The organism is Streptomyces sp. NPDC007971, assembly GCF_042958635.1.
GTDB lineage: Bacteria > Actinomycetota > Actinomycetes > Streptomycetales > Streptomycetaceae > Streptomyces.
Map to the genome: position 1 here is coordinate 391591 of NZ_JBIBJK010000001.1, position 17421 is coordinate 409011.

The window sequence follows — 17421 nt, forward strand, 5'->3', positions numbered from 1 at the left end:
CACCCACCCTAGACATCGGCCTGGACATCGACTCGAACCGTGAACTCGCCCTCGGCGACCCGCGCCCGCAGTGCCTCGCCCCCCGCGACCTCGTCCGGATCCCGCACCACGTGTCCGTCGGCCCGCTGCAGCACCGCGTACCCGCGCTTGAGCGTGGCAGCGGGCGAGAGGGCCACCACGCGCGCGTGCGTGTGCGTCAGCTCCGAGTCGGCGCGGTCCAGCAGATGGCCCACCGTGCGCCGGCTGCGGTCCAGCAGGGACGCCAGGTGATCGGCACGCTCGTCGACCATCCGGTGCGGATCCTCCATCGAGGGCCGGGCCAGCGCATGCGCCAGCCCCCGCTCCTCGCGCTCCACGAACGCGCCGACGCACCGCCGGGCCCGGTCCCGCAGCATCCGCACCCGCTCGACCTCCTCGCCCACGTCCGGCACGACCTTCTTGGCCGCGTCGGTCGGGGTGGAGGCGCGCAGGTCGGCGACGTGGTCGAGCAGCGGATTGTCCGGCTCGTGCCCGATGGCGGAGACGACCGGCGTACGGCACTGGGCCACCGCCCGCACCAGCTGCTCGTCGGAGAACGGCAGCAGATCCTCCACGCTGCCGCCGCCCCGCGCCACGACGATGACGTCCACGTCCTCCATCGCGTCCAGCTCCTTGACGGCCTGCACGACCTGCGGGACGGCGTGCACGCCCTGCACCGCGACATTGCGCACCTCGAAGCGGACGGCGGGCCAGCGGTGCCGGGCGTTCTCCAGCACGTCCCGCTCGGCGGCGGAGGCACGGCCGCAGACCAGCCCGATGAGCTGGGGCAGGAACGGCAGTGGCTTCTTGCGCTCCGGCGCGAAGAGCCCCTCGGCCGCGAGCGCCTTCTTCAGCTGCTCCAGGCGGGCCAGCAGCTCACCGACGCCGACGGGCCTTATCTCGGCCGCCCTGAGCGAGAGCTGCCCGCGCGGCGCGTACCACTCCGGCTTGGCGAGCACGACGACCCGCGCGCCCTCGCCGACGACATCGGCCACGGCGTCGAACACCTGCCGGTAACAGGTCACGCTGACGGAGATGTCGTGCGAGGGATCCCGCAGGGTCAGAAACACGACTCCGGCCCCGGGCCGCCGCGACAACTGCGTGATCTGCCCTTCGACCCACACCGCACCGAGCCGGTCGATCCACCCCCCGATCATCCGGGAGACCTCACCGACGGGGAGGGGGGCTTCGGGCGATGTGTTCACGGCCATGCGCCGAGCGTAGTGGGCGCCACCGACAGTGCGGCTACGCGCCGTAGTCCCGCCGCCTGCCCGGCCAGCGCGGCGAACGCCGCCCTGACCGCCTTGCTCGCAGCCACCAGACCGTGCAGCCACGTCCCTACCGACGCGTCGAGGGCGTCGTAGAAGGCCGACCCCTGCCGGGCCGGGTCGGCGGCACCTGAGGGACCAGCGCGTAGTCCAGCAGCGCCATCCAGCCCGCGACGAACCCGGCTCCCCGGCCGAGCCCCGCGCGCGTAGGCGAACACCGATCCCGCCTGCGGCACCACCCGCACCATCTGCGCGTAACCGAACCCGGTGAACGCCATGGCGACGGTGGCGACGACGTACACCAGCGCCACCGCCCCGTGCGACCTGGCGTCCAGCGCGCCGAACACCCCGACCGGTGCCATGGGGGCGATGAACAGCAGCCCGTAGACCACCAGACCCCGCAGGCCGAGGCCGCGGCGCAGCCGGTGGCGCGCGTCGGCCGAGGGCACCGCCGTCCCGGTGTCGGACATGAGGACCAGTCTTCCCCGCGGCGGAAGGGGCACGCGATCCCGGGCCCGCCGAACGCGGCCTTACGATGGGTCCCATGACCGCTTCGCCTGGCCGCCGTGTCCTGCTCGCCGCCCCCCGGGGTTACTGCGCCGGTGTCGACCGCGCCGTGATCGCCGTCGAGAAGGCGCTGGAACAGTACGGCGCCCCGATCTACGTCCGGCACGAGATCGTCCACAACAAGTACGTCGTGCAGACCCTGGAGAAGAAGGGCGCGATCTTCGTCGAGCGGACGGAGGAGGTGCCGCCGGGCAACATCGTGATGTTCTCCGCGCACGGCGTCGCCCCGGTCGTGCACGAGGAGGCCAGGCAGGGCCGCCTCGCCACCATCGACGCGACCTGCCCCCTGGTCACCAAGGTCCACAAGGAGGCCGTCCGGTACGCGGGCGAGGACTACGACATCCTCCTGATCGGGCACGAGGGCCACGAGGAGGTCATCGGCACCTCCGGCGAGGCCCCCGACCACATCCAGCTGGTCGACGGCCCCGAGGACGTCGCCAAGGTCGAGGTCCGCGACGAGTCGAAGGTGGTCTGGCTGTCCCAGACGACCCTCTCCGTGGACGAGACCATGGAGACCGTCGACGCCCTGAAGACGAAGTTCCCCGGGCTCGTCTCCCCGCCCAGCGACGACATCTGCTACGCCACCCAGAACCGCCAGCTGGCCGTGAAGGAGATGGGTGCCGAGGCCGAGCTGGTCATCGTGGTCGGCTCGCGCAACTCCTCCAACTCCAAGCGGCTCGTCGAGGTCGCCAAGCTGGCCGGCTCCCGCGAGGCCTACCTGGTGGACTTCGCGGACGAGATCGACGAGGCCTGGCTGGAGGGCGTCACCACGGTCGGCGTCACCTCCGGTGCCTCCGTGCCCGAGGTCCTGGTCGAGCAGGTCCTCCAGTGGCTCGCCGAGCGCGGCTACGGGGACGTCGAGATCGTCAAGACGGCCGAGGAGTCCATCACCTTCTCGCTGCCCAAGGAACTCCGCCGCGACCTGCGCGACGAGGCGGCGGCCCTGGTCGCCGAGCGCGGTGGATCGGGTACGTCTCACGCGTGAGCGCGCTTCCGCCCGGGGCGTGACCGTCAGTCGTCCGTCGTAACGTGGAGCCATGCAGATCTTCGGCGTGGACATCGGTGGATCCGGGATCAAGGGCGCCCCTGTGGACCTGGACAAGGGCGACCTGGCCCAGGAGCGCTGCAAGGTGCTCACGCCGCACCCGGCGACGCCCGAGGGCGTGGCCGACGGCGTGCAGCAGGTCGTCGAGCACTTCGGCTGGTCGGGCCCGGTGGGCCTGACCTTCCCCGGAGTGGTCACCGACGGCGCCACGGTCCGTACGGCGGCCAATGTGGACAAGAGCTGGATCGACACGGACGCGCGCGCGTTGTTCGGCGGGCGGCTGGGCGGCCTGCCGGTGACCGTGGTCAACGACGCGGACGCGGCGGGCGTCGCCGAGATGCAGTTCGGCGCCGGCCGGGACCGGCGCGGCACGGTCATCCTGCTCACCTTCGGCACCGGCATCGGCAGTGCCCTCTTCGTCGACGGCACCCTCGTGCCCAACACCGAGCTGGGCCACCTGGAGCTGAACGGCCACGACGCGGAGAAGCGGGCCTCCAGCAAGGCCAAGGAGGACGGCGAGCTGACCTGGGAGCACTGGGCACGCCGCGTCCAGAAGTACCTCGCCCACGTCGAGATGCTGTTCTCGCCCGAGCTGTTCATCATCGGCGGCGGGGTGAGCCGCAAGGCGGACAAGTTCCTGCACCTCGTCAAGGGCATCAGGGCCGAGATCGTGCCGGCCCAGCTGCAGAACAACGCCGGCATCGTCGGAGCGGCGATGCGCGCCGCGCAGAGCCAGGCGTAGGACGCGGGGCGCGGAGTCGCTGGTCGGTCCCGGGTGCAGGGCGCGGGGCGTGGAGTCGCTGGTCGGTCCCGGGTGTAGCGAGCGGGGCCTGGAATTGCTGGTCGGTCCCGGCTGTACGACTCGGGGCGTGGAGTTGCCGGTCGGTCCCGGGCGTAGGGCGCGGGGACTGGAGTCGCTGGTCAGTCCGGGTATTGGACGCGGGGTGTAGGGCCGCCGGTCAGCCGCGGCGACGGCGGCTCCGTACCCACCGCACCCGGCGTACGAGCACGATCACCCCCGCGACCAGCGTCCCCCCGTACAGCCAGCCCGCCTGCGTGGCGAGCCCGGTGACCAGGCCCATCAGCCGGCCGACGAGCCCCCCGCTGCCGTCGGCGACGGGGAAGAGCCCCGCGGCGAAGCCGATCGGCACGACCACGGGTGCGGTCAGCAGGTCGCCCCCGCGCACCCACAGCGCGGTCAGCACGCACACCGGCACGAACAGCACCCCGTACAGCGTCAGGGACCCCCCGAACAGCAACTGGTCCAGGACACCGAGCACGACCATCACGGTCACGCAGAACAGCCCCCCGCCGAGCCCGGTGAGCCGGGGACCCGGCATCCCGCCCCGCGGTGCCGGCCTGGCCTCCCGGACCGGGCCCGCGCCCCTCCCCGCCCCCGGCCGGTGTCCGGCGTGCTGCCGCCGTGACTGCGCCGGCAGCGGCGCGCCCGGCACGCCGCGTCGCCGTCCGCCATTCGGGGGTCGCGATCCGTGTTGCTCCATTGGACCAACTTAGGTCTGCTTATGTGCTTGATCGGTCCCCAGACACGCCGACGGGAAGAGCTTGGCCAGGCGTTCGACGCTCCCGCGAGCCCCTGCCACGGACGCCGTAGACTGGTGGATCGGCCAGTGTCTCTGGCCCCTGGCAGCCCCTGGCCCACTCATCTACGGGAAGTCGCAACGTGTCGCTCACGATCGGAATCGTCGGCCTGCCGAATGTCGGCAAGTCGACCCTGTTCAACGCCCTGACCAAGAACGACGTGCTGGCGGCCAACTACCCGTTCGCCACGATCGAGCCGAACGTCGGCGTGGTCGGCGTCCCCGACGCGCGCCTGACCAAGCTGGCCGAGATCTTCTCCTCGCAGCGGACCCTCCCGGCCACGGTCGACTTCGTCGACATCGCGGGCATCGTCCGCGGCGCCTCCGAGGGCGAGGGCCTGGGCAACAAGTTCCTCGCGAACATCCGTGAGTCCGATGCGATCTGCCAGGTCATCCGCGCCTTCAAGGACGAGAACGTCGTGCACGTCGACGGCAAGGTCTCGCCGAAGGACGACATCGAGACGATCAACACCGAGCTGATCCTGGCCGACCTCCAGACGATCGAGAAGGTCCTGCCGCGCCTCCAGAAGGAGTCGCGGATCAAGAAGGACATCGCGCCGAAGGTCAAGGCGGTCGAGGAAGCCAAGGAGATCCTGGAGAAGGGCGACACGCTCTTCGCGCACGGCATCGTCCAGGGCACCGAGCGCAACGAGCTGCTGCACGACCTGCACCTGCTCACCACCAAGCCGTTCCTCTACGTCTTCAACGTCGACGAGGACGAACTGATCGACGAGGACTTCAAGAACGAGCAGCGCGCCCTGGTGGCCCCCGCCGAGGCGATCTTCCTGAACGCCAAGCTGGAGTCCGACCTCGCCGAGCTGGACGAGGAGGAGGCCCTGGAGCTGCTGGAGTCCGTCGGCCAGCACGAGCCCGGCCTGGCCACCCTCGCCCGCGTCGGCTTCGACACCCTCGGCCTGCAGACCTACCTCACGGCCGGCCCCAAGGAGTCCCGCGCCTGGACGATCAAGAAGGGCGCCACGGCCCCCGAGGCGGCCGGTGTGATCCACACCGACTTCCAGAAGGGCTTCATCAAGGCCGAGGTCATCTCCTTCGCCGACCTCGTCGAGTCCGGCTCGGTCACCGAGGCCCGCGCCAAGGGCAAGGCCCGCATGGAGGGCAAGGAGTACGTGATGCAGGACGGGGATGTGGTGGAGTTCCGCTTCAACGTGTGAGCGGATGAAGTAACACCACGTTGGCGACCCGGCAAGCATGCAGGGCAAGTGGGGTCGGCTCCTCCGGGTGCCGGCCCCTTGCTGTTTCCCGTGCTGGGATGGTGCCTGGTTTTCTGGTGGTCCGTCACCTGATCGGCTCTGTTTGAGGCGGCCGTGAGTGGTACGTTATTCGGTACCACTTGAGGTAGGGAGTCAGCTTATGTCGATAACTGCGAGCGAAGCCCGCAAGGCTCTCTTTCCGCTGATCAAGAAGGTGAACGACGACCACGAGGCCATCGAGATCGTCTCCAAGCATGGCAACGCCGTGCTTGTCTCGGCCGAGGACTACGCGGCGCTGCGCGAGGGCTCGTACCTGCTGCGCTCGCCTGTGAACGCACGGCGACTGCTCAAGGCGTACGAGAATGCCCTGAGCAACGTCGACGTGTCGGAGCGCGAGCTGATCGATCCGGATGTGGCGGATCCTGCTGCGGGTGACGCGTGAGGCTTGTCTTCGAGGATCAGGGCCGGGAGGACTACACGTCCTGGCTCAAGAGCGACCGCAAGATGCTCGCTCGGATCAACAAGCTCATCGAGGACGTCAAGCGTGACCCCTTCACGGGGATCGGCAAGCCCGAGCCGTTGAAGTACCACTTGCCCGGGGCGTGGTCGAGACGGATCGACGATGAGCACCGCCTTGTTTACCTGGTCACGGACAAGGAGATCGTGATCCTCGCGGCTCGCTATCACTACTGAACGCAGGGCGTCCGTTTTGCATTGCCGGTCTCGTGCGGGGTGATGGGAGAGGGGGCGGCCTCTTCAGGGGTCGACCCCTTCTTCGATCCCGTGCCGGGGCGGTGCTGGATGTTCCGGTCCGACATCGGGAGCGTTCGGATGGCGGGGACGGTGGAGCGGCGCCCGACGTGTACCGCCCACGCCCACCGGCTCGGCGTTGTCGATCGTGTGGATCAGGCGATGGTCGCCCGCCCGTAGGCGGCAGTCGGGCCGCGGGTCGGTCTCCGGCTCGGTCGGCTCGGCCAGGATGGGCAGGGCCGTGTCTCACGGGACCTTGCGGAGCTCGGCCTGAGCGCCGGGCCGGGAGACGGGCGGCTCATGGTTGCTCGGAGGCGCCGGGCAGGTCGTCACCGTGGTGGTTCCGTGCTGGTCAGCGGAACCGGCGTGCGTGGAATCCGTGTGGTCGTCCACGTCGGCCTCACGCCCGTACCGCGTCCAGGAGGACCATCATGCGCCGCACCGTCCCGACGACCGACGGACCCGTGTCCATCCCCTCTCCCGACCACGAGTGGACCGTGCTGTTCTTCATCACCGAGCCCGGCATCGGCGAGCGGCTGCCCGAACTGGGCGGATGCACCACGGGACTGTGCTCCGCACGCGACGCGGCGGTGGCCTTCGCCCGTGCCGGCGCCCGGGTGCTCGGTGTCAGCGCCCACGCCCCCGGCCACCTGGCGGAGTTCGCCGAGAGCCGCGCCCTCGGCTACCCGCTGATCGGTGACGCGGACCTCGCTCTGGGCCGCGAGCTCGGTGTCCCCGAGGTGCAGGCCGAGGGGCGGACCCTGTTCGCCCGAGCGGCCGTCGTCCTCGACCGCACCGGCTGTGTGCGGTCCCTGATCCACCCGGTTCCCGAGCCGGACCTCCATGCCGGCCTCCTACTGGAGAAGCTGGCGGAACTCGCCACTCGTGCCGGTTCGCGTCAGTGACGCGCTCCGTCCGCCCCGTGGCGCCGACGGGCGGCCAACCGCGGCTCCCGGCGGGGGCGCTGCCCTCCGCCCGTCCGCCGGAGCGACGCTCTTCAGGGTTCCTCTCTTCAGGGTGCGGGCCTCCGTCAGAGCCCCGTCACCCGTGCCACCGTGAACGGCGTTCGAGGCACCCCCGGGCCCATCGGGCCGCCCTTGTCGAACTGGGAGCGGACGACCAGCAGGCCCTGGCGGGTGTGGGCCAGGGTGGTCGGGATCTGGAGCGCGGGGTCGGTCAGGCGGCGGCGCAGGCGGGCCGTGGTGCCGTCCGGGGACAGCTCCCAGCGGGTGAGGGTGTTGGTGGCGTTGTGTGCGGCCCACAGCGTGCGGTGGTGCAGGTCCAGGCCGTCGCCGTTGACCAAGTCACCTCCATCTAGGGTGACTTGACGCACCGCACCGGTGGCGGTGTGCACGCGGTAGAGTCCGCCGCCCGTCATGTCGACGGCGAACAGCAGCCGTCCGGTGGGGTCGGCGGCGATGCCGTTGAGGGCGTAGGTGCCGGACGGGTGCGGGGGCAGGGCGCCGCTCAGGTCGTAGTGCGTGGTGAGCGGTGCGCGGCCGCCGCGGGCGCGGGTCACCTCGTCCGGGGTGACGCGGTAGATCACCGGCCGCGCACTGTCGGTGGCGTAGGCCGTGCCGTCCGCGGTGATCACGAGGTCGTTCACGAAGCGTGCGTCGCCGGCCGGGACCTCGAAGCGGGCGAGGAGCGAGCGGTCGCGCAGGTCGTAGACGTCGATCCCGGCGGTCGAGTCGATGACCCACAGGCGGCCCGCCCGGTCGGCCTTCAGCCCGTTGGCCGTCGTACGGCCGTCGGTGCCCGCCGGGAGGAAGACCTCTGCCCTGCGGTGTCCGGCGGCTGCGCGGTAGACGGCGCCGGTGGTGTACGAGCCGACGTACACGTCCCCGGTGCGCGCGTCGAGGGCGATGCCCTCCGGGTAGGCCCGGTCGCCGGGGAGGGTGAAGGCCGTGGAGATGCGGGGCGCGGTGGCCGCGACGGCCGTGGGGGCGGTGGCGGCGACGGTGGCGACGGCCAGGGCGGCCGTGCCGGTCAGGAAGGTGCGGCGGTGGATCGAACGGGACACGGATGTGCCTCTCGGTTCGGGTGCTCACTGTATGACGAGTACGAATCTAAGTTAGACCTCTAATCATCGGCAACGGATTAATCTGTCCCGGGTGACCTCCATGCCCGTCCCCGAGCGCCTCGGCTCCCACCTCAAGCGGGCCGAGCAGGCCCTCAACGCGACCAAGACCGCGGTCCTGAAACCGGCGGGCGTGACGGTCGCGCAGTACGGAGCCCTGCTCCACCTCGCCGGCAACCCCGGCATCTCGGCCGCCGCCCTGGCCCGGCTGTGCGGGGTCACCCCGCCCACGATGAACACGGTCCTGAAGAACCTCCAGGACCACGACTACATCGCCCGCACCCCGCACGAGTGGCACAGGAACGTCCTGGAGACCCGCCTCACGGAGGAGGGGCGCGCGGTCCTCGCCGACGCCGACGCCCGTGCCGTACGCGTCGAGCGGGCACTGGCCGCCGCGTTCACCGACGAGGAGCGGGACGCCCTGACCGGCCTGCTCGCCCGCTGCGTCGACGTGCTGGAGGAACAACGCCCCTCGGGCCCCTGACGGACCGGTCGCGTAGGTCGGGGCGGATCCCCCGTTCCCTGACCCACCGGTCACGTACGCCGGGACAGATTCCCCGTTCCCCTGACGGACCGGTCGCGTACCCCGGGACGGACCCTTCGGGCCCCTGACCGGCCGGGCGCCTACCTCGGGGCAGATCCCCGGGCCCCTCGCCGGCCGGTCATGTTCCTCGCGAGAGGGTTCAGGCTCTGCCCAGGCCCATGGCGGGATACGGCGCAGGGTCCGTCACCCAGCCCGCCATCAGCACCAGCCGTGACTCGCGGTCGACCGCGAGGAAGCCGAAGGGGCGGTCGAAGGCCACGCGGACGACCGTCGTCTCGTAGCGGTACTGCGGCGCGGCGCCGGCCCCGTACGGCTCGAACGCCGTCACCGCCGCCGCCTTGAAGCCGAGCGCGCCGAACCGGGCGAGGACGGACTGGCGGGCCGTGCCGAGGCCCAGCGGGAAGCTGCTGACGCCGGGGAAGTGGGCCTGCCTCAGGTCCTGGGCCGCGCCGAGCCCGAAGAGGCCGGGCAGCGCCAGCAGGTCGTGGTCGGCCCGCACCTCGTACGCCACCGTCCGCACGTCCAGCGCGATCGGCTCCGGCGCGGTGGCGGGCTGCTGTTCCACGTGCACCCCGGGGCCGACGTGCCCGAGCGGCAGCAGGCCGCCCGCGGTGACGGCGAGCGCGCGCTCCACGACCCCGACCCCGGCGCCGAGCACCTGACCGGGCGTCATCCGCTCCTCGCCCAGGACCAGATGGACGTCCACGCCGCTGTCGCCGGGCACCGTCAGCGCGGTGACGAAGCCGTCCGGCGTGCCCGCCACGCCGACCCGGTCCGGCCGTATGCTCCTGCGGTGCAGCCCGAGCAGCGAACGGCCCTGCCAGGGACCGGATTCCGGGCGCAGCACCGTCTCGGTGAACGGCTGCCGCCAGTCCGTGCGCAGGGCGAGGGCGCCGGCCAGCACCATGCGCGTGTCCCGGCTCAGCGTCACCGGCATGCGCTCCACGAGCCCGCCGGTCCGCTCGGCCGCCCAGGAGTCCATCCGCTCCTGTGCGGTGACGAGGTCGTCGCCGAACACCCCGTGCGTCCGGGCCGGCAGCCCGGCCCGCCATTCCTCCCGCAACTGCAGCGTGTGGTGCGTCCACAGGCCGAGGGCCGAGTCCAGGCCCACGACCGCGTCCAGCGCGGACAGCAGGTGCCGCGCGGCGGCGGCCGCATGTTCCGCGGGCACGCCGAGCGCCCCGGCCAGCTCCGCCCGCGCGGCCCCCGTCGCGCCGTCGGCGAGGAAGGCCAGCAGGGGCCAGACCCCGGTGGCCGAGAAGGCCGTGCCCTCATCGGCCGCGTGGGCCGCCCATCGCGCCGTGAGTCCGTTCACCACGCGTACGGTGGCGCCGTCCACCCCGCTTCCGGCCCGGTGTTCCACCCTCATTCCGCCCCCACTCGTGCCCCGCTTACCATGCGGCCAGTCGTACGTCAGTCGGCCGCCGGGCCCTCGCCCGTCCTGTGCTGCCGCCGCCCTACCCAGGAGCACGGTACCGGTGTCCATACCCCCGCCCCCCGGCCCCCACCAGCCAGAAGACCCGTATCGGCCACCTCGGGTGCCGTATCCGCAGGGGCCTTTCGTGCCGCCGGGCCACCCGCAGGGCGGACAGAACCCTTACGGGCCGCCCGCGTACCAGCCCTGGGCGCAGGGCTACAGCCCCTACAACCGGCCGGCACCGGTCAACGGTCTCGCCATCGCCTCCCTCGTGCTGGGCGTCCTGTGCTGCGTGCCGGGCGTGGGGCTGGTGCTCGGGCTGGTGGCGCTGCACCGGATCCGCCGGCGGGGCGAGCGCGGGACGGGGCTCGCGGTCGGCGGCTCGGTGCTGTCCGGGATCGGGCTCGCGCTGTGGGCGCTGCTGCTCGCCACGGGCGGCGTGTCCGACTTCTGGCAGGGGGTCAAGGAGGGCGCGCACGACGGCGCGAGCATCTCACCGGCCAAGGGGGAGTGCTTCGACACACCCGGCGGTTCGCTGAGCGGCACGACGTACGGCATCGACAAGGTGCCCTGTTCCGGTGAGCACGACGGCGAGGTGTTCGCCTCGTTCCGGCTCGGGGGCGGGGCCTACCCCGGCCACGGCCCGGTGACCGCCGCCGCGGACGAGCGCTGTTACGGCCTCCGGGACGACTACGCCATGGACGGCTGGGCCGTCCCCGACGACGTCGACGTGTACTACCTCACGCCCACCGAGGGCAGTTGGGCGGCGGGCGACCGGGAGGTCACCTGTGTGTTCGGCAGTGTGTCCGAGGGCGGGAACCTGACCGGTTCGCTGCGCAACGACGAAACCGTCCTGGACGCCGACCAGGTCGCCTATCTGAAGGCCGCGCACGTCCTCAACGCGGCCCTGGAGTCCGCCCCCGACGGGCAGGACGTCGAGGACGACCTGCCCGGGCACAAGGCGTGGGCGGGCCGGGTGTCGGCCGCGCTGGCCGAGCAGGCCCGGATGCTGCGCGGGCGGCAGTGGCCGGCCGGCGTCCGCGGGCCGGTCGCCGTGCTGGAGGCCGATCTGGACCGGGCGCGGGCCCCGTGGGCGAAGGCCGCGAAGGCGAAGGGCGCCGACGACTTCTACCTGTCCTACGGCGCGGGTCTGCGGCTGCTGGACCCGAAGCAGGCGGTGCCCGTGCGCAAGGCGCTGGGTCTGGAGACCACCCCGCCCTCGCGCGACGGCAGTGACGGCGGGGACGGTGGTGACGGCGGAGCCGGGGGCGGCAGCGGCGGCGACCGTCGGGAGGTGTGATCGCGGCTATAGCGGGGAGAAAGCGCCTGGTAAAGCCCTCCCCCGGCACTTGTCATCACATCGAGTGATTCCCTGGCCTCTGCTTGCATGGCACAACCCACGGTTGCCAGGCTGTTGCTGTCTGTACAACCTGATGGGAGCGGCCAGTGACTTTCGGTGAGCAGCCGGCGTACCTGCGCGTCGCGGGTGATCTCCGCAAGAAGATCGTCGACGGTTCACTGCCTCCGCACACCCGGCTCCCCTCCCAGGCCCGTATCCGCGAGGAGTACGGCGTCTCGGACACGGTCGCGCTGGAGGCCCGCAAGGTGCTGATGGCCGAAGGCCTGGTCGAGGGCCGCTCCGGTTCGGGGACGTACGTGCGCGAGCGGCCGGTGCCCCGGCGCGTGTCCCGTTCCGGGTTCCGCCCGCCCGCGGGCGCCACGCCCTTCCGGCAGGAGCAGGCCGACGCCTCGGTGCGCGGCACCTGGGAGTCGAGCAGTGAGCAGGCCGAGGCCGGTGCCACCATCGCCGAGCGGCTCGAGATCGAGCTCGGCGACCGGGTCATGCGCACCAAGTACCTGTTCCGGGAGGCGGGGGAGCCGATGATGCTCTCCACCTCTTGGGAGCCCCTCGCCGTCACCGGGCGCACTCCGGTGATGCTGCCCGAGGAAGGCCCGCTCGGCGGCATGGGGGTCGTCGAGCGCATGCGGGCCATCGACGTCATCGTGGACAACGTCACCGAGGAGGTCGGCGCCCGCCCCGGCCTCGCGGAGGAGTTGCACGTCCTGGGCGGCGTCCCCGGCCATGTGGTCGTGGTCGTCCAGCGCACCTACTTCGCCTCGGGGCGCCCCGTGGAGACCGCTGACGTAGTGATCCCGGCCGACCGCTACCGGGTCGCGTACCACCTCCCCGTGAAGTAGCGCACATCCCGGCACGCTCCTCGGGGGGTGCTCGCGCGGTGTCGCGCCTGTCCCGGCTCCCGGCCGTCCGCGGCAATCCGGCCGTTTTCGCAGGTGATCGCGGGTCCGTCCGTTATGCCCCCGTGCACGGCACCGGCCTGGTGGACGGCGCGTTCGTCATCGTGCGCCCCCTGTGTTCTGGCTGGTTGCGTACCTCTTTGTGAAAAGGCGTATTCGCTCCGTGAAGGTAGGGCGTACGCTCGGGCATATGCGGATTGCGGTTTCCTTAGGCGGGGCACGGCCGGGGCCCGGGACGGGACGGAGGTCCCCCTGCGGCGGGATTCCCTCCCGCGGTGGGGATGTCTCCCGCGCGCGAGCGGTCGAGCGTGGGGGAGCAGTCGAGCGCGGAGGAGCTACCGGGAGTGCGGGAGCAGTCGAGCGCGGGGGAGCGACCGGGAGTGGGGGAGGGCGGGGCAGTGCAAGAAGGAACGGTGGGGGCGATGAGTGAGGGCACGGTCTCCCTGCCCTGGATCGTGATACGGCAGGACGACAACGGCAATCGCTACCGTGTGGGGCGGTACGCGACCCGGGCCGAGGCGCAGAAGATCGCCGACAGCCTCGACGACCGCGGCCACAAGCAGCTCTACTGGGTCGAACGCATCGGCCAGAACGGGGACGGCTCCCAGAACTGAACCGGAGTCGACCCGCAGCAGACCCAAACGGGGACGGCAGCGCCCGGAACTGACCCCTCGTGCGCTCCCGTAGGCTCCGCTCCATGACCGAACGGATCGTGGTGGTGGGAGCCGCCCTGCTCGACGCCGGCCGGCTGCTCGCCGCCCGTCGCAGCGCGCCCCCCGAACTGGCCGGACGCTGGGAGCTGCCCGGCGGCAAGGTGGAGACCGGAGAGCGGCCCGAGGATGCCCTGGTGCGTGAACTGCACGAGGAGCTCGGCGTCGACGCCGAGGCGGTCGAGCGCGTCCCGGGGGAGTGGCCCCTGAGGTCCCCGTACGTCCTGCAGGTGTGGACCGCCCGCCTGCGCCCCGGTTCCGCCGCTCCCCGCCCTCTTCAGGACCATGACGACCTGCGCTGGCTCACCCCCGACCGGCTCTGGGAGGTGCCCTGGCTCGACCAGGACGTCCCGGCGGTTCGCGAACTCGCCGCGCGCCTGGCGGCCGGGGCGCACTGAGCGGGCTCATCGGTGCGGAGATGGAGCGTATCGAAACGTCCGTACGCCGTTCGTGCCACAGTGCGCCGTCGTTTACGGTAATGCACCCCCGATACCGGGTATGTCCCCATTAACCCCATGAAACCGGACATGGGTGGGCTCGCTGACCCGGGAAGTGATCGGCGTGATCGACACAGAGGGCGACTGTGCCGAGTGGACTTTTCCAGCGGAACCCGACGCCGTGCGCACGGCCCGCACCGCGGTCCGGGAGCAGTTGCGCGGCTGGGACCTCGACTCTCTCTGCGATCTCGCGGCCTTGCTGGTCAGCGAGTTGGTGACCAACTCCCTGCGGCACGCCACCGGTCCCATCGGCCTGCGGCTGGTACGCCCCGCAGGACTCGACGACGTTCTGCTGGTCGAGGTGTCGGACCCGCTGCCCGACCCGCCGCACGAACGCGTCGCGCACCCCGAGGACGAGAGCGGCCGTGGCCTGCAACTGGTCGCCGACTCCTCGCGCCGCTGGGGCACCCGGCCCGGGAGCAACGGAAAGACCGTCTGGTTCGAACTCGCCGTACCCGGCTGAGCGCGCTGTACATCCGGCCCTGCGGCGTCCAGCGTGCGCCCCCGGCCGCCGACCGGGGCGAGGGTGTGTGATTCGCGGGCGTGTTCCCTGGTTAGAAGACTGGATGTGTTCTCACGGCCGGTCCGAAAAACGCCTGGACCGAGCTGTGATCGTGAACACCGTGTCGTGCGGCGCCGTAGTGCTGGATACTGCGGGCAGCCGCCCCCGGTGACCGGTGCCGGGCGCGGTGAGCTGGAGGGGACGGTTCGCGTGAGCGAGATACCAGCGAAGGCCACGGAGTCCGAGGACCCGTCGGACGGCGCGAGGGACCAGGCAGTACCGGCCGCAGACGCGCCCGGTGACGCCATGTGGCAGAGCAGTCCGCCCGGCTCGATCTACGACTACATCAAGGTCGCGTCCTTCTCCATCAACCCCGGCGGACTGGTCGACCAGTGGAGCCTGCGCGCCGAGCAGCTCTTCGGCATCCCCGCCGAACGCGCCGTCGGCATGGACCCCATAGAGGCCTTCATCGATCCCGACCTGCGCGAGCGCGGCCAGCGCAAGATGGCCGAAATCCTCGACGGGCGGGAGTGGACGGGGGCGGTCCCCTTCCGGATGCCGGACAGGCCGGACGGGACCCGCGGGGAGGAGGGGATCGCCGAGGTCTACGTCATGCCCACCCGGACCGCGGAGGGCGACAAGGCCGCCGTCTGCATCGTCGTGGACGTCCGCACCCTGCGCAGCATCGAGACCGACCTCGCTGCCTCGCAGGCAATTTTCGGCCAATCGCCGTTCGGCTTCCTGCTGATCGACCCTGATCTGCGGGTCCGCCGAGCCAACATGCGATTCGCCTCCATCTTCGGCGGAACCCCGGACGACCACCGCGGCAAGGGAGTTCACGACTATCTGGCCCGGGGCGAGGCCGAGCGGATTTCGGCCACCCTGCGCCGGGTCTTGGAGAGCGGTGACTCCATCACCGACATGCATGTGACGGGCTTCGTCCCCGGCTCCGAGGAACGACGCCACTGGTCCGTCAACCTCTACCGCGTGCACGGCGGCACCGGCCGGCCCATCGGCATCGCCTGGCTCGGCACCGACATCACCGCACGCCGCGCCGCCGCCCGCGAGGCGGCCGCCGCCCGCCGCAACCTCGCCCTGCTCAACGAGGCCGGCGCCCGCATAGGGAACTCCCTCGACCTGGAGACCACCGCCCGCGAACTGCTGGACGTCGTCGTCCCCGGCTTCTGCGACCTGGCGACCGTCGACCTCTACCAGGGCCTGCTCGTCGGTGACGAGACCCCGCCCGGCCTCGCGGACGGCAGTGCGGAACTGCGCCGCGTCGCCTTCGCCAGCGCCGTCTCCGACGTGCCCTTCGGAGGTTCCGGCGAGCCCGTCGCGGTCGGCGCGGTCCACCACTTCCCGTTCAACTCGCCCTGCGCGGACGCCCTGCGCACCGCCCGCCCGCAGCGCGTACCCGCCGAGGACGGCGGGCTCGTGCAGTCCACACTGGCCGTGCCGATGGTCGCCCACGACACCGTCGTGGGCCTCGCCCGGTTCGCCCGTACCAAGGGCAGCGAGCCCTTCGGCGACCGCGACCGGGACCTCGCGGTCGAACTGGCCGCACGCGCCGCCGTCTGCATCGACAACGCCCGCCTGTACCGGCGCGAGCACGAGCGCGCGCTCATCCTGCAGCGCTCCCTGCTCCCGCCCGGCGACCCCGAGGCCTCCGGTCTGGACATCGCCTGCCGCTACCTGCCGGGCAACGCGGCCACCGAGGTCGGCGGCGACTGGTTCGACGTCATCGAACTCCCCGGCCACCGCACGGCCCTGGTGGTGGGCGACGTCATGGGCCGAGGACTGCGGGCCGCCGTGGCGATGGGCGAACTCCGCACGGCCGTGCGCACGCTCGCGCTGCTGGACCTCGAACCGGCCGAGGTCCTCTCCGCGCTGGACGAGATCGCCCGCGGGCTCGGTACCCCCGGCGGTGTCCAGCAGGCCACCCGCGCGGCCCGCCAGCCGCGCGACGCCGACCTCTCCGAGGTCTACCTCGCGACCTGTGTGTACGCGGTCTACGACTCCGTCACCAGACGCTGTACGTTCGCCAACGCCGGCCACCTGCCCCCGGTGCTGGTGGAACCCGGCGAGGCGGCCCTGATGCTCGACGTGCCGCCGGGGATGCCGCTGGGCGTCGGCGGAGAGCCCTTCGAGGAGGTGGAGGTCGAACTCCCGGAGGGTGCGCTCCTCGCCCTCTACACCGACGGCCTGGTCGAATCCCGCGACCACCCCCTGGACGAGGGACTGCAGGCCTTCGTGGGCGCGCTGACGGATCCCTCCCGACCGCTGGAGGACGTCTGCGACCACGTCCTCAACACCCTCGACACCCATCACGGCGAGGACGACATCGCCCTGCTGATGGCCCGTGTGCAGGGGCTGCCCGCGAACTCCGTCGGCGACTGGACGCTGCCGCGCGAGCCCCGCAGCGTGGGGCGGGCGCGGGAGTACGCGCGGGCGCAGCTGGTCAGCTGGGACATGGAGCCGCTCGTCGACACGACGGAGCTGCTCGTCAGTGAGCTGGTGACCAACGCGCTGCGGTACGGCGAGGGCGAGATCAGGCTCCGGCTGCTGCTGGACCGCACGCTGGTGTGCGAGGTGTGGGACTCCGGTCTGGTGCAGCCCCGGCGGCGGCGGGCCCGGGACACGGACGAGGGGGGCCGGGGGCTGCAGCTGGTCGGGCTGCTCAGCGCGGCGTGGGGCTCGCGGCGTACTCCGCGGGGCAAGACGGTGTGGTTCGAACTGCCGCTGCCCGGCGGGGAGAGCGGGCTGGCGGATCCGGCGGAGGCGTTGCTGAGCCTCTTCTGAGCCGGCCGCGCATTTTGCCCACCCGCCCGCACGACCCGGTCGGTTGTGAGGGTGTCGTCCGGGGTGGGCCGTGGCTGCCGGCGTGGGGCGGGTGCGGGTGGATTTCGTTCTTCCGCCCACCCGCCCACCCGCCCACCCGACTCGGTCCGCTGCGACGGT

The 17421-nt window shown here is 71.8% G+C and carries 17 protein-coding genes and 1 pseudogene; 13 read left to right on the forward strand and 5 right to left on the reverse strand.

Translation table 11 applies throughout. The features are described 5' to 3' along the window. Window positions 1-8: 8 nt before the first annotated feature. A complete protein-coding gene (gene xseA, locus ACFZCP_RS01755; RefSeq protein ID WP_391423132.1) occupies window positions 9-1229 on the reverse strand; it encodes an exodeoxyribonuclease VII large subunit in 1221 nt (406 codons plus the stop codon). 130 nt (window positions 1230-1359) lie between these two features. Next, window positions 1360-1756 (reverse strand): annotated as a pseudogene (locus ACFZCP_RS01760) (amino acid permease); the annotation flags it as partial. 65 nt (window positions 1757-1821) lie between these two features. Here ACFZCP_RS01760 and ACFZCP_RS01765 point away from each other — a divergent pair. Beyond that, entirely contained in the window at window positions 1822-2838 is a 1017-nt protein-coding gene (locus ACFZCP_RS01765) for a 4-hydroxy-3-methylbut-2-enyl diphosphate reductase (protein WP_362688083.1), read from the forward strand. A gap of 52 nt (window positions 2839-2890) precedes the next feature. Then, window positions 2891-3640, forward strand: a complete 750-nt coding sequence (gene ppgK / locus ACFZCP_RS01770) for a polyphosphate--glucose phosphotransferase (protein WP_391423133.1) — start codon at window positions 2891-2893, stop codon at window positions 3638-3640. Window positions 3641-3857: 217 nt separating this feature from the next. Here the strand turns inward: ppgK and ACFZCP_RS01775 are convergent, their stop codons facing one another. After that, on the reverse strand, window positions 3858-4238 hold the full coding sequence (locus ACFZCP_RS01775) for a DUF6542 domain-containing protein (protein ID WP_391423135.1): 381 nt from the start codon (window positions 4236-4238) through the stop codon (window positions 3858-3860). Window positions 4239-4579: 341 nt separating this feature from the next. On the opposite strand from ACFZCP_RS01775, the gene ychF reads away from it, so the two are divergent. The 4 genes from ychF to ACFZCP_RS01795 all read left to right on the forward strand — a co-directional run bounded on the left by ychF (window position 4580) and on the right by ACFZCP_RS01795 (window position 7362). Next, entirely contained in the window at window positions 4580-5668 is a 1089-nt protein-coding gene (gene ychF, locus ACFZCP_RS01780; RefSeq protein WP_391423136.1) for a redox-regulated ATPase YchF, read from the forward strand. Between the two features lie 199 nt (window positions 5669-5867). After that, window positions 5868-6149, forward strand: a complete 282-nt coding sequence (locus tag ACFZCP_RS01785; protein ID WP_391423137.1) for a type II toxin-antitoxin system prevent-host-death family antitoxin — start codon at window positions 5868-5870, stop codon at window positions 6147-6149. Further along, complete coding sequence (locus tag ACFZCP_RS01790; RefSeq protein WP_391423140.1) at window positions 6146-6400, forward strand: Txe/YoeB family addiction module toxin; 255 nt, start codon at window positions 6146-6148, stop codon at window positions 6398-6400. Before ACFZCP_RS01785 ends, ACFZCP_RS01790 begins: the two co-directional genes overlap by 4 nt. 488 nt (window positions 6401-6888) lie before the next feature. Then, on the forward strand, window positions 6889-7362 hold the full coding sequence (locus ACFZCP_RS01795) for a redoxin domain-containing protein (RefSeq protein ID WP_391423142.1): 474 nt from the start codon (window positions 6889-6891) through the stop codon (window positions 7360-7362). Window positions 7363-7487: 125 nt separating this feature from the next. Here ACFZCP_RS01795 and ACFZCP_RS01800 read toward each other — a convergent pair whose 3' ends face one another. Continuing rightward, on the reverse strand, window positions 7488-8480 hold the full coding sequence (locus ACFZCP_RS01800) for an SMP-30/gluconolactonase/LRE family protein (RefSeq protein ID WP_391423144.1): 993 nt from the start codon (window positions 8478-8480) through the stop codon (window positions 7488-7490). 100 nt (window positions 8481-8580) lie between these two features. On the opposite strand from ACFZCP_RS01800, the gene ACFZCP_RS01805 reads away from it, so the two are divergent. Continuing rightward, the gene (locus tag ACFZCP_RS01805; protein WP_362688569.1) at window positions 8581-9021 is read left to right on the forward strand and encodes a MarR family transcriptional regulator; all 441 of its coding nucleotides are present in this window, start codon (window positions 8581-8583) and stop codon (window positions 9019-9021) included. 199 nt (window positions 9022-9220) lie between these two features. On the opposite strand, the gene ACFZCP_RS01810 is transcribed toward ACFZCP_RS01805, so the two are convergent. Continuing rightward, window positions 9221-10450 (reverse strand): serpin family protein, encoded by a 1230-nt coding sequence (locus tag ACFZCP_RS01810; protein ID WP_391423145.1) that lies wholly within the window; start codon window positions 10448-10450, stop codon window positions 9221-9223. 193 nt (window positions 10451-10643) lie between these two features. Between ACFZCP_RS01810 and ACFZCP_RS01815 the strand changes: the two genes are divergently transcribed. From ACFZCP_RS01815 to ACFZCP_RS01840, 6 genes are all read left to right on the forward strand, one after another. Beyond that, window positions 10644-11798 (forward strand): DUF4190 domain-containing protein, encoded by a 1155-nt coding sequence (locus ACFZCP_RS01815; protein ID WP_391423147.1) that lies wholly within the window; start codon window positions 10644-10646, stop codon window positions 11796-11798. Window positions 11799-11944: 146 nt separating this feature from the next. Further along, the gene (locus ACFZCP_RS01820; RefSeq protein ID WP_362688057.1) at window positions 11945-12697 is read left to right on the forward strand and encodes a GntR family transcriptional regulator; all 753 of its coding nucleotides are present in this window, start codon (window positions 11945-11947) and stop codon (window positions 12695-12697) included. A gap of 479 nt (window positions 12698-13176) precedes the next feature. Beyond that, window positions 13177-13368 (forward strand): SPOR domain-containing protein, encoded by a 192-nt coding sequence (locus ACFZCP_RS01825; protein ID WP_362688054.1) that lies wholly within the window; start codon window positions 13177-13179, stop codon window positions 13366-13368. 83 nt (window positions 13369-13451) lie between these two features. After that, the gene (locus ACFZCP_RS01830; RefSeq protein WP_391423150.1) at window positions 13452-13862 is read left to right on the forward strand and encodes an NUDIX domain-containing protein; all 411 of its coding nucleotides are present in this window, start codon (window positions 13452-13454) and stop codon (window positions 13860-13862) included. A gap of 133 nt (window positions 13863-13995) precedes the next feature. Continuing rightward, entirely contained in the window at window positions 13996-14424 is a 429-nt protein-coding gene (locus ACFZCP_RS01835; RefSeq protein WP_391423152.1) for an ATP-binding protein, read from the forward strand. Window positions 14425-14673: 249 nt separating this feature from the next. Next, window positions 14674-17262 (forward strand): SpoIIE family protein phosphatase, encoded by a 2589-nt coding sequence (locus ACFZCP_RS01840; RefSeq protein WP_391423154.1) that lies wholly within the window; start codon window positions 14674-14676, stop codon window positions 17260-17262. The last annotated feature ends 159 nt before the right edge of the window (window positions 17263-17421 follow it).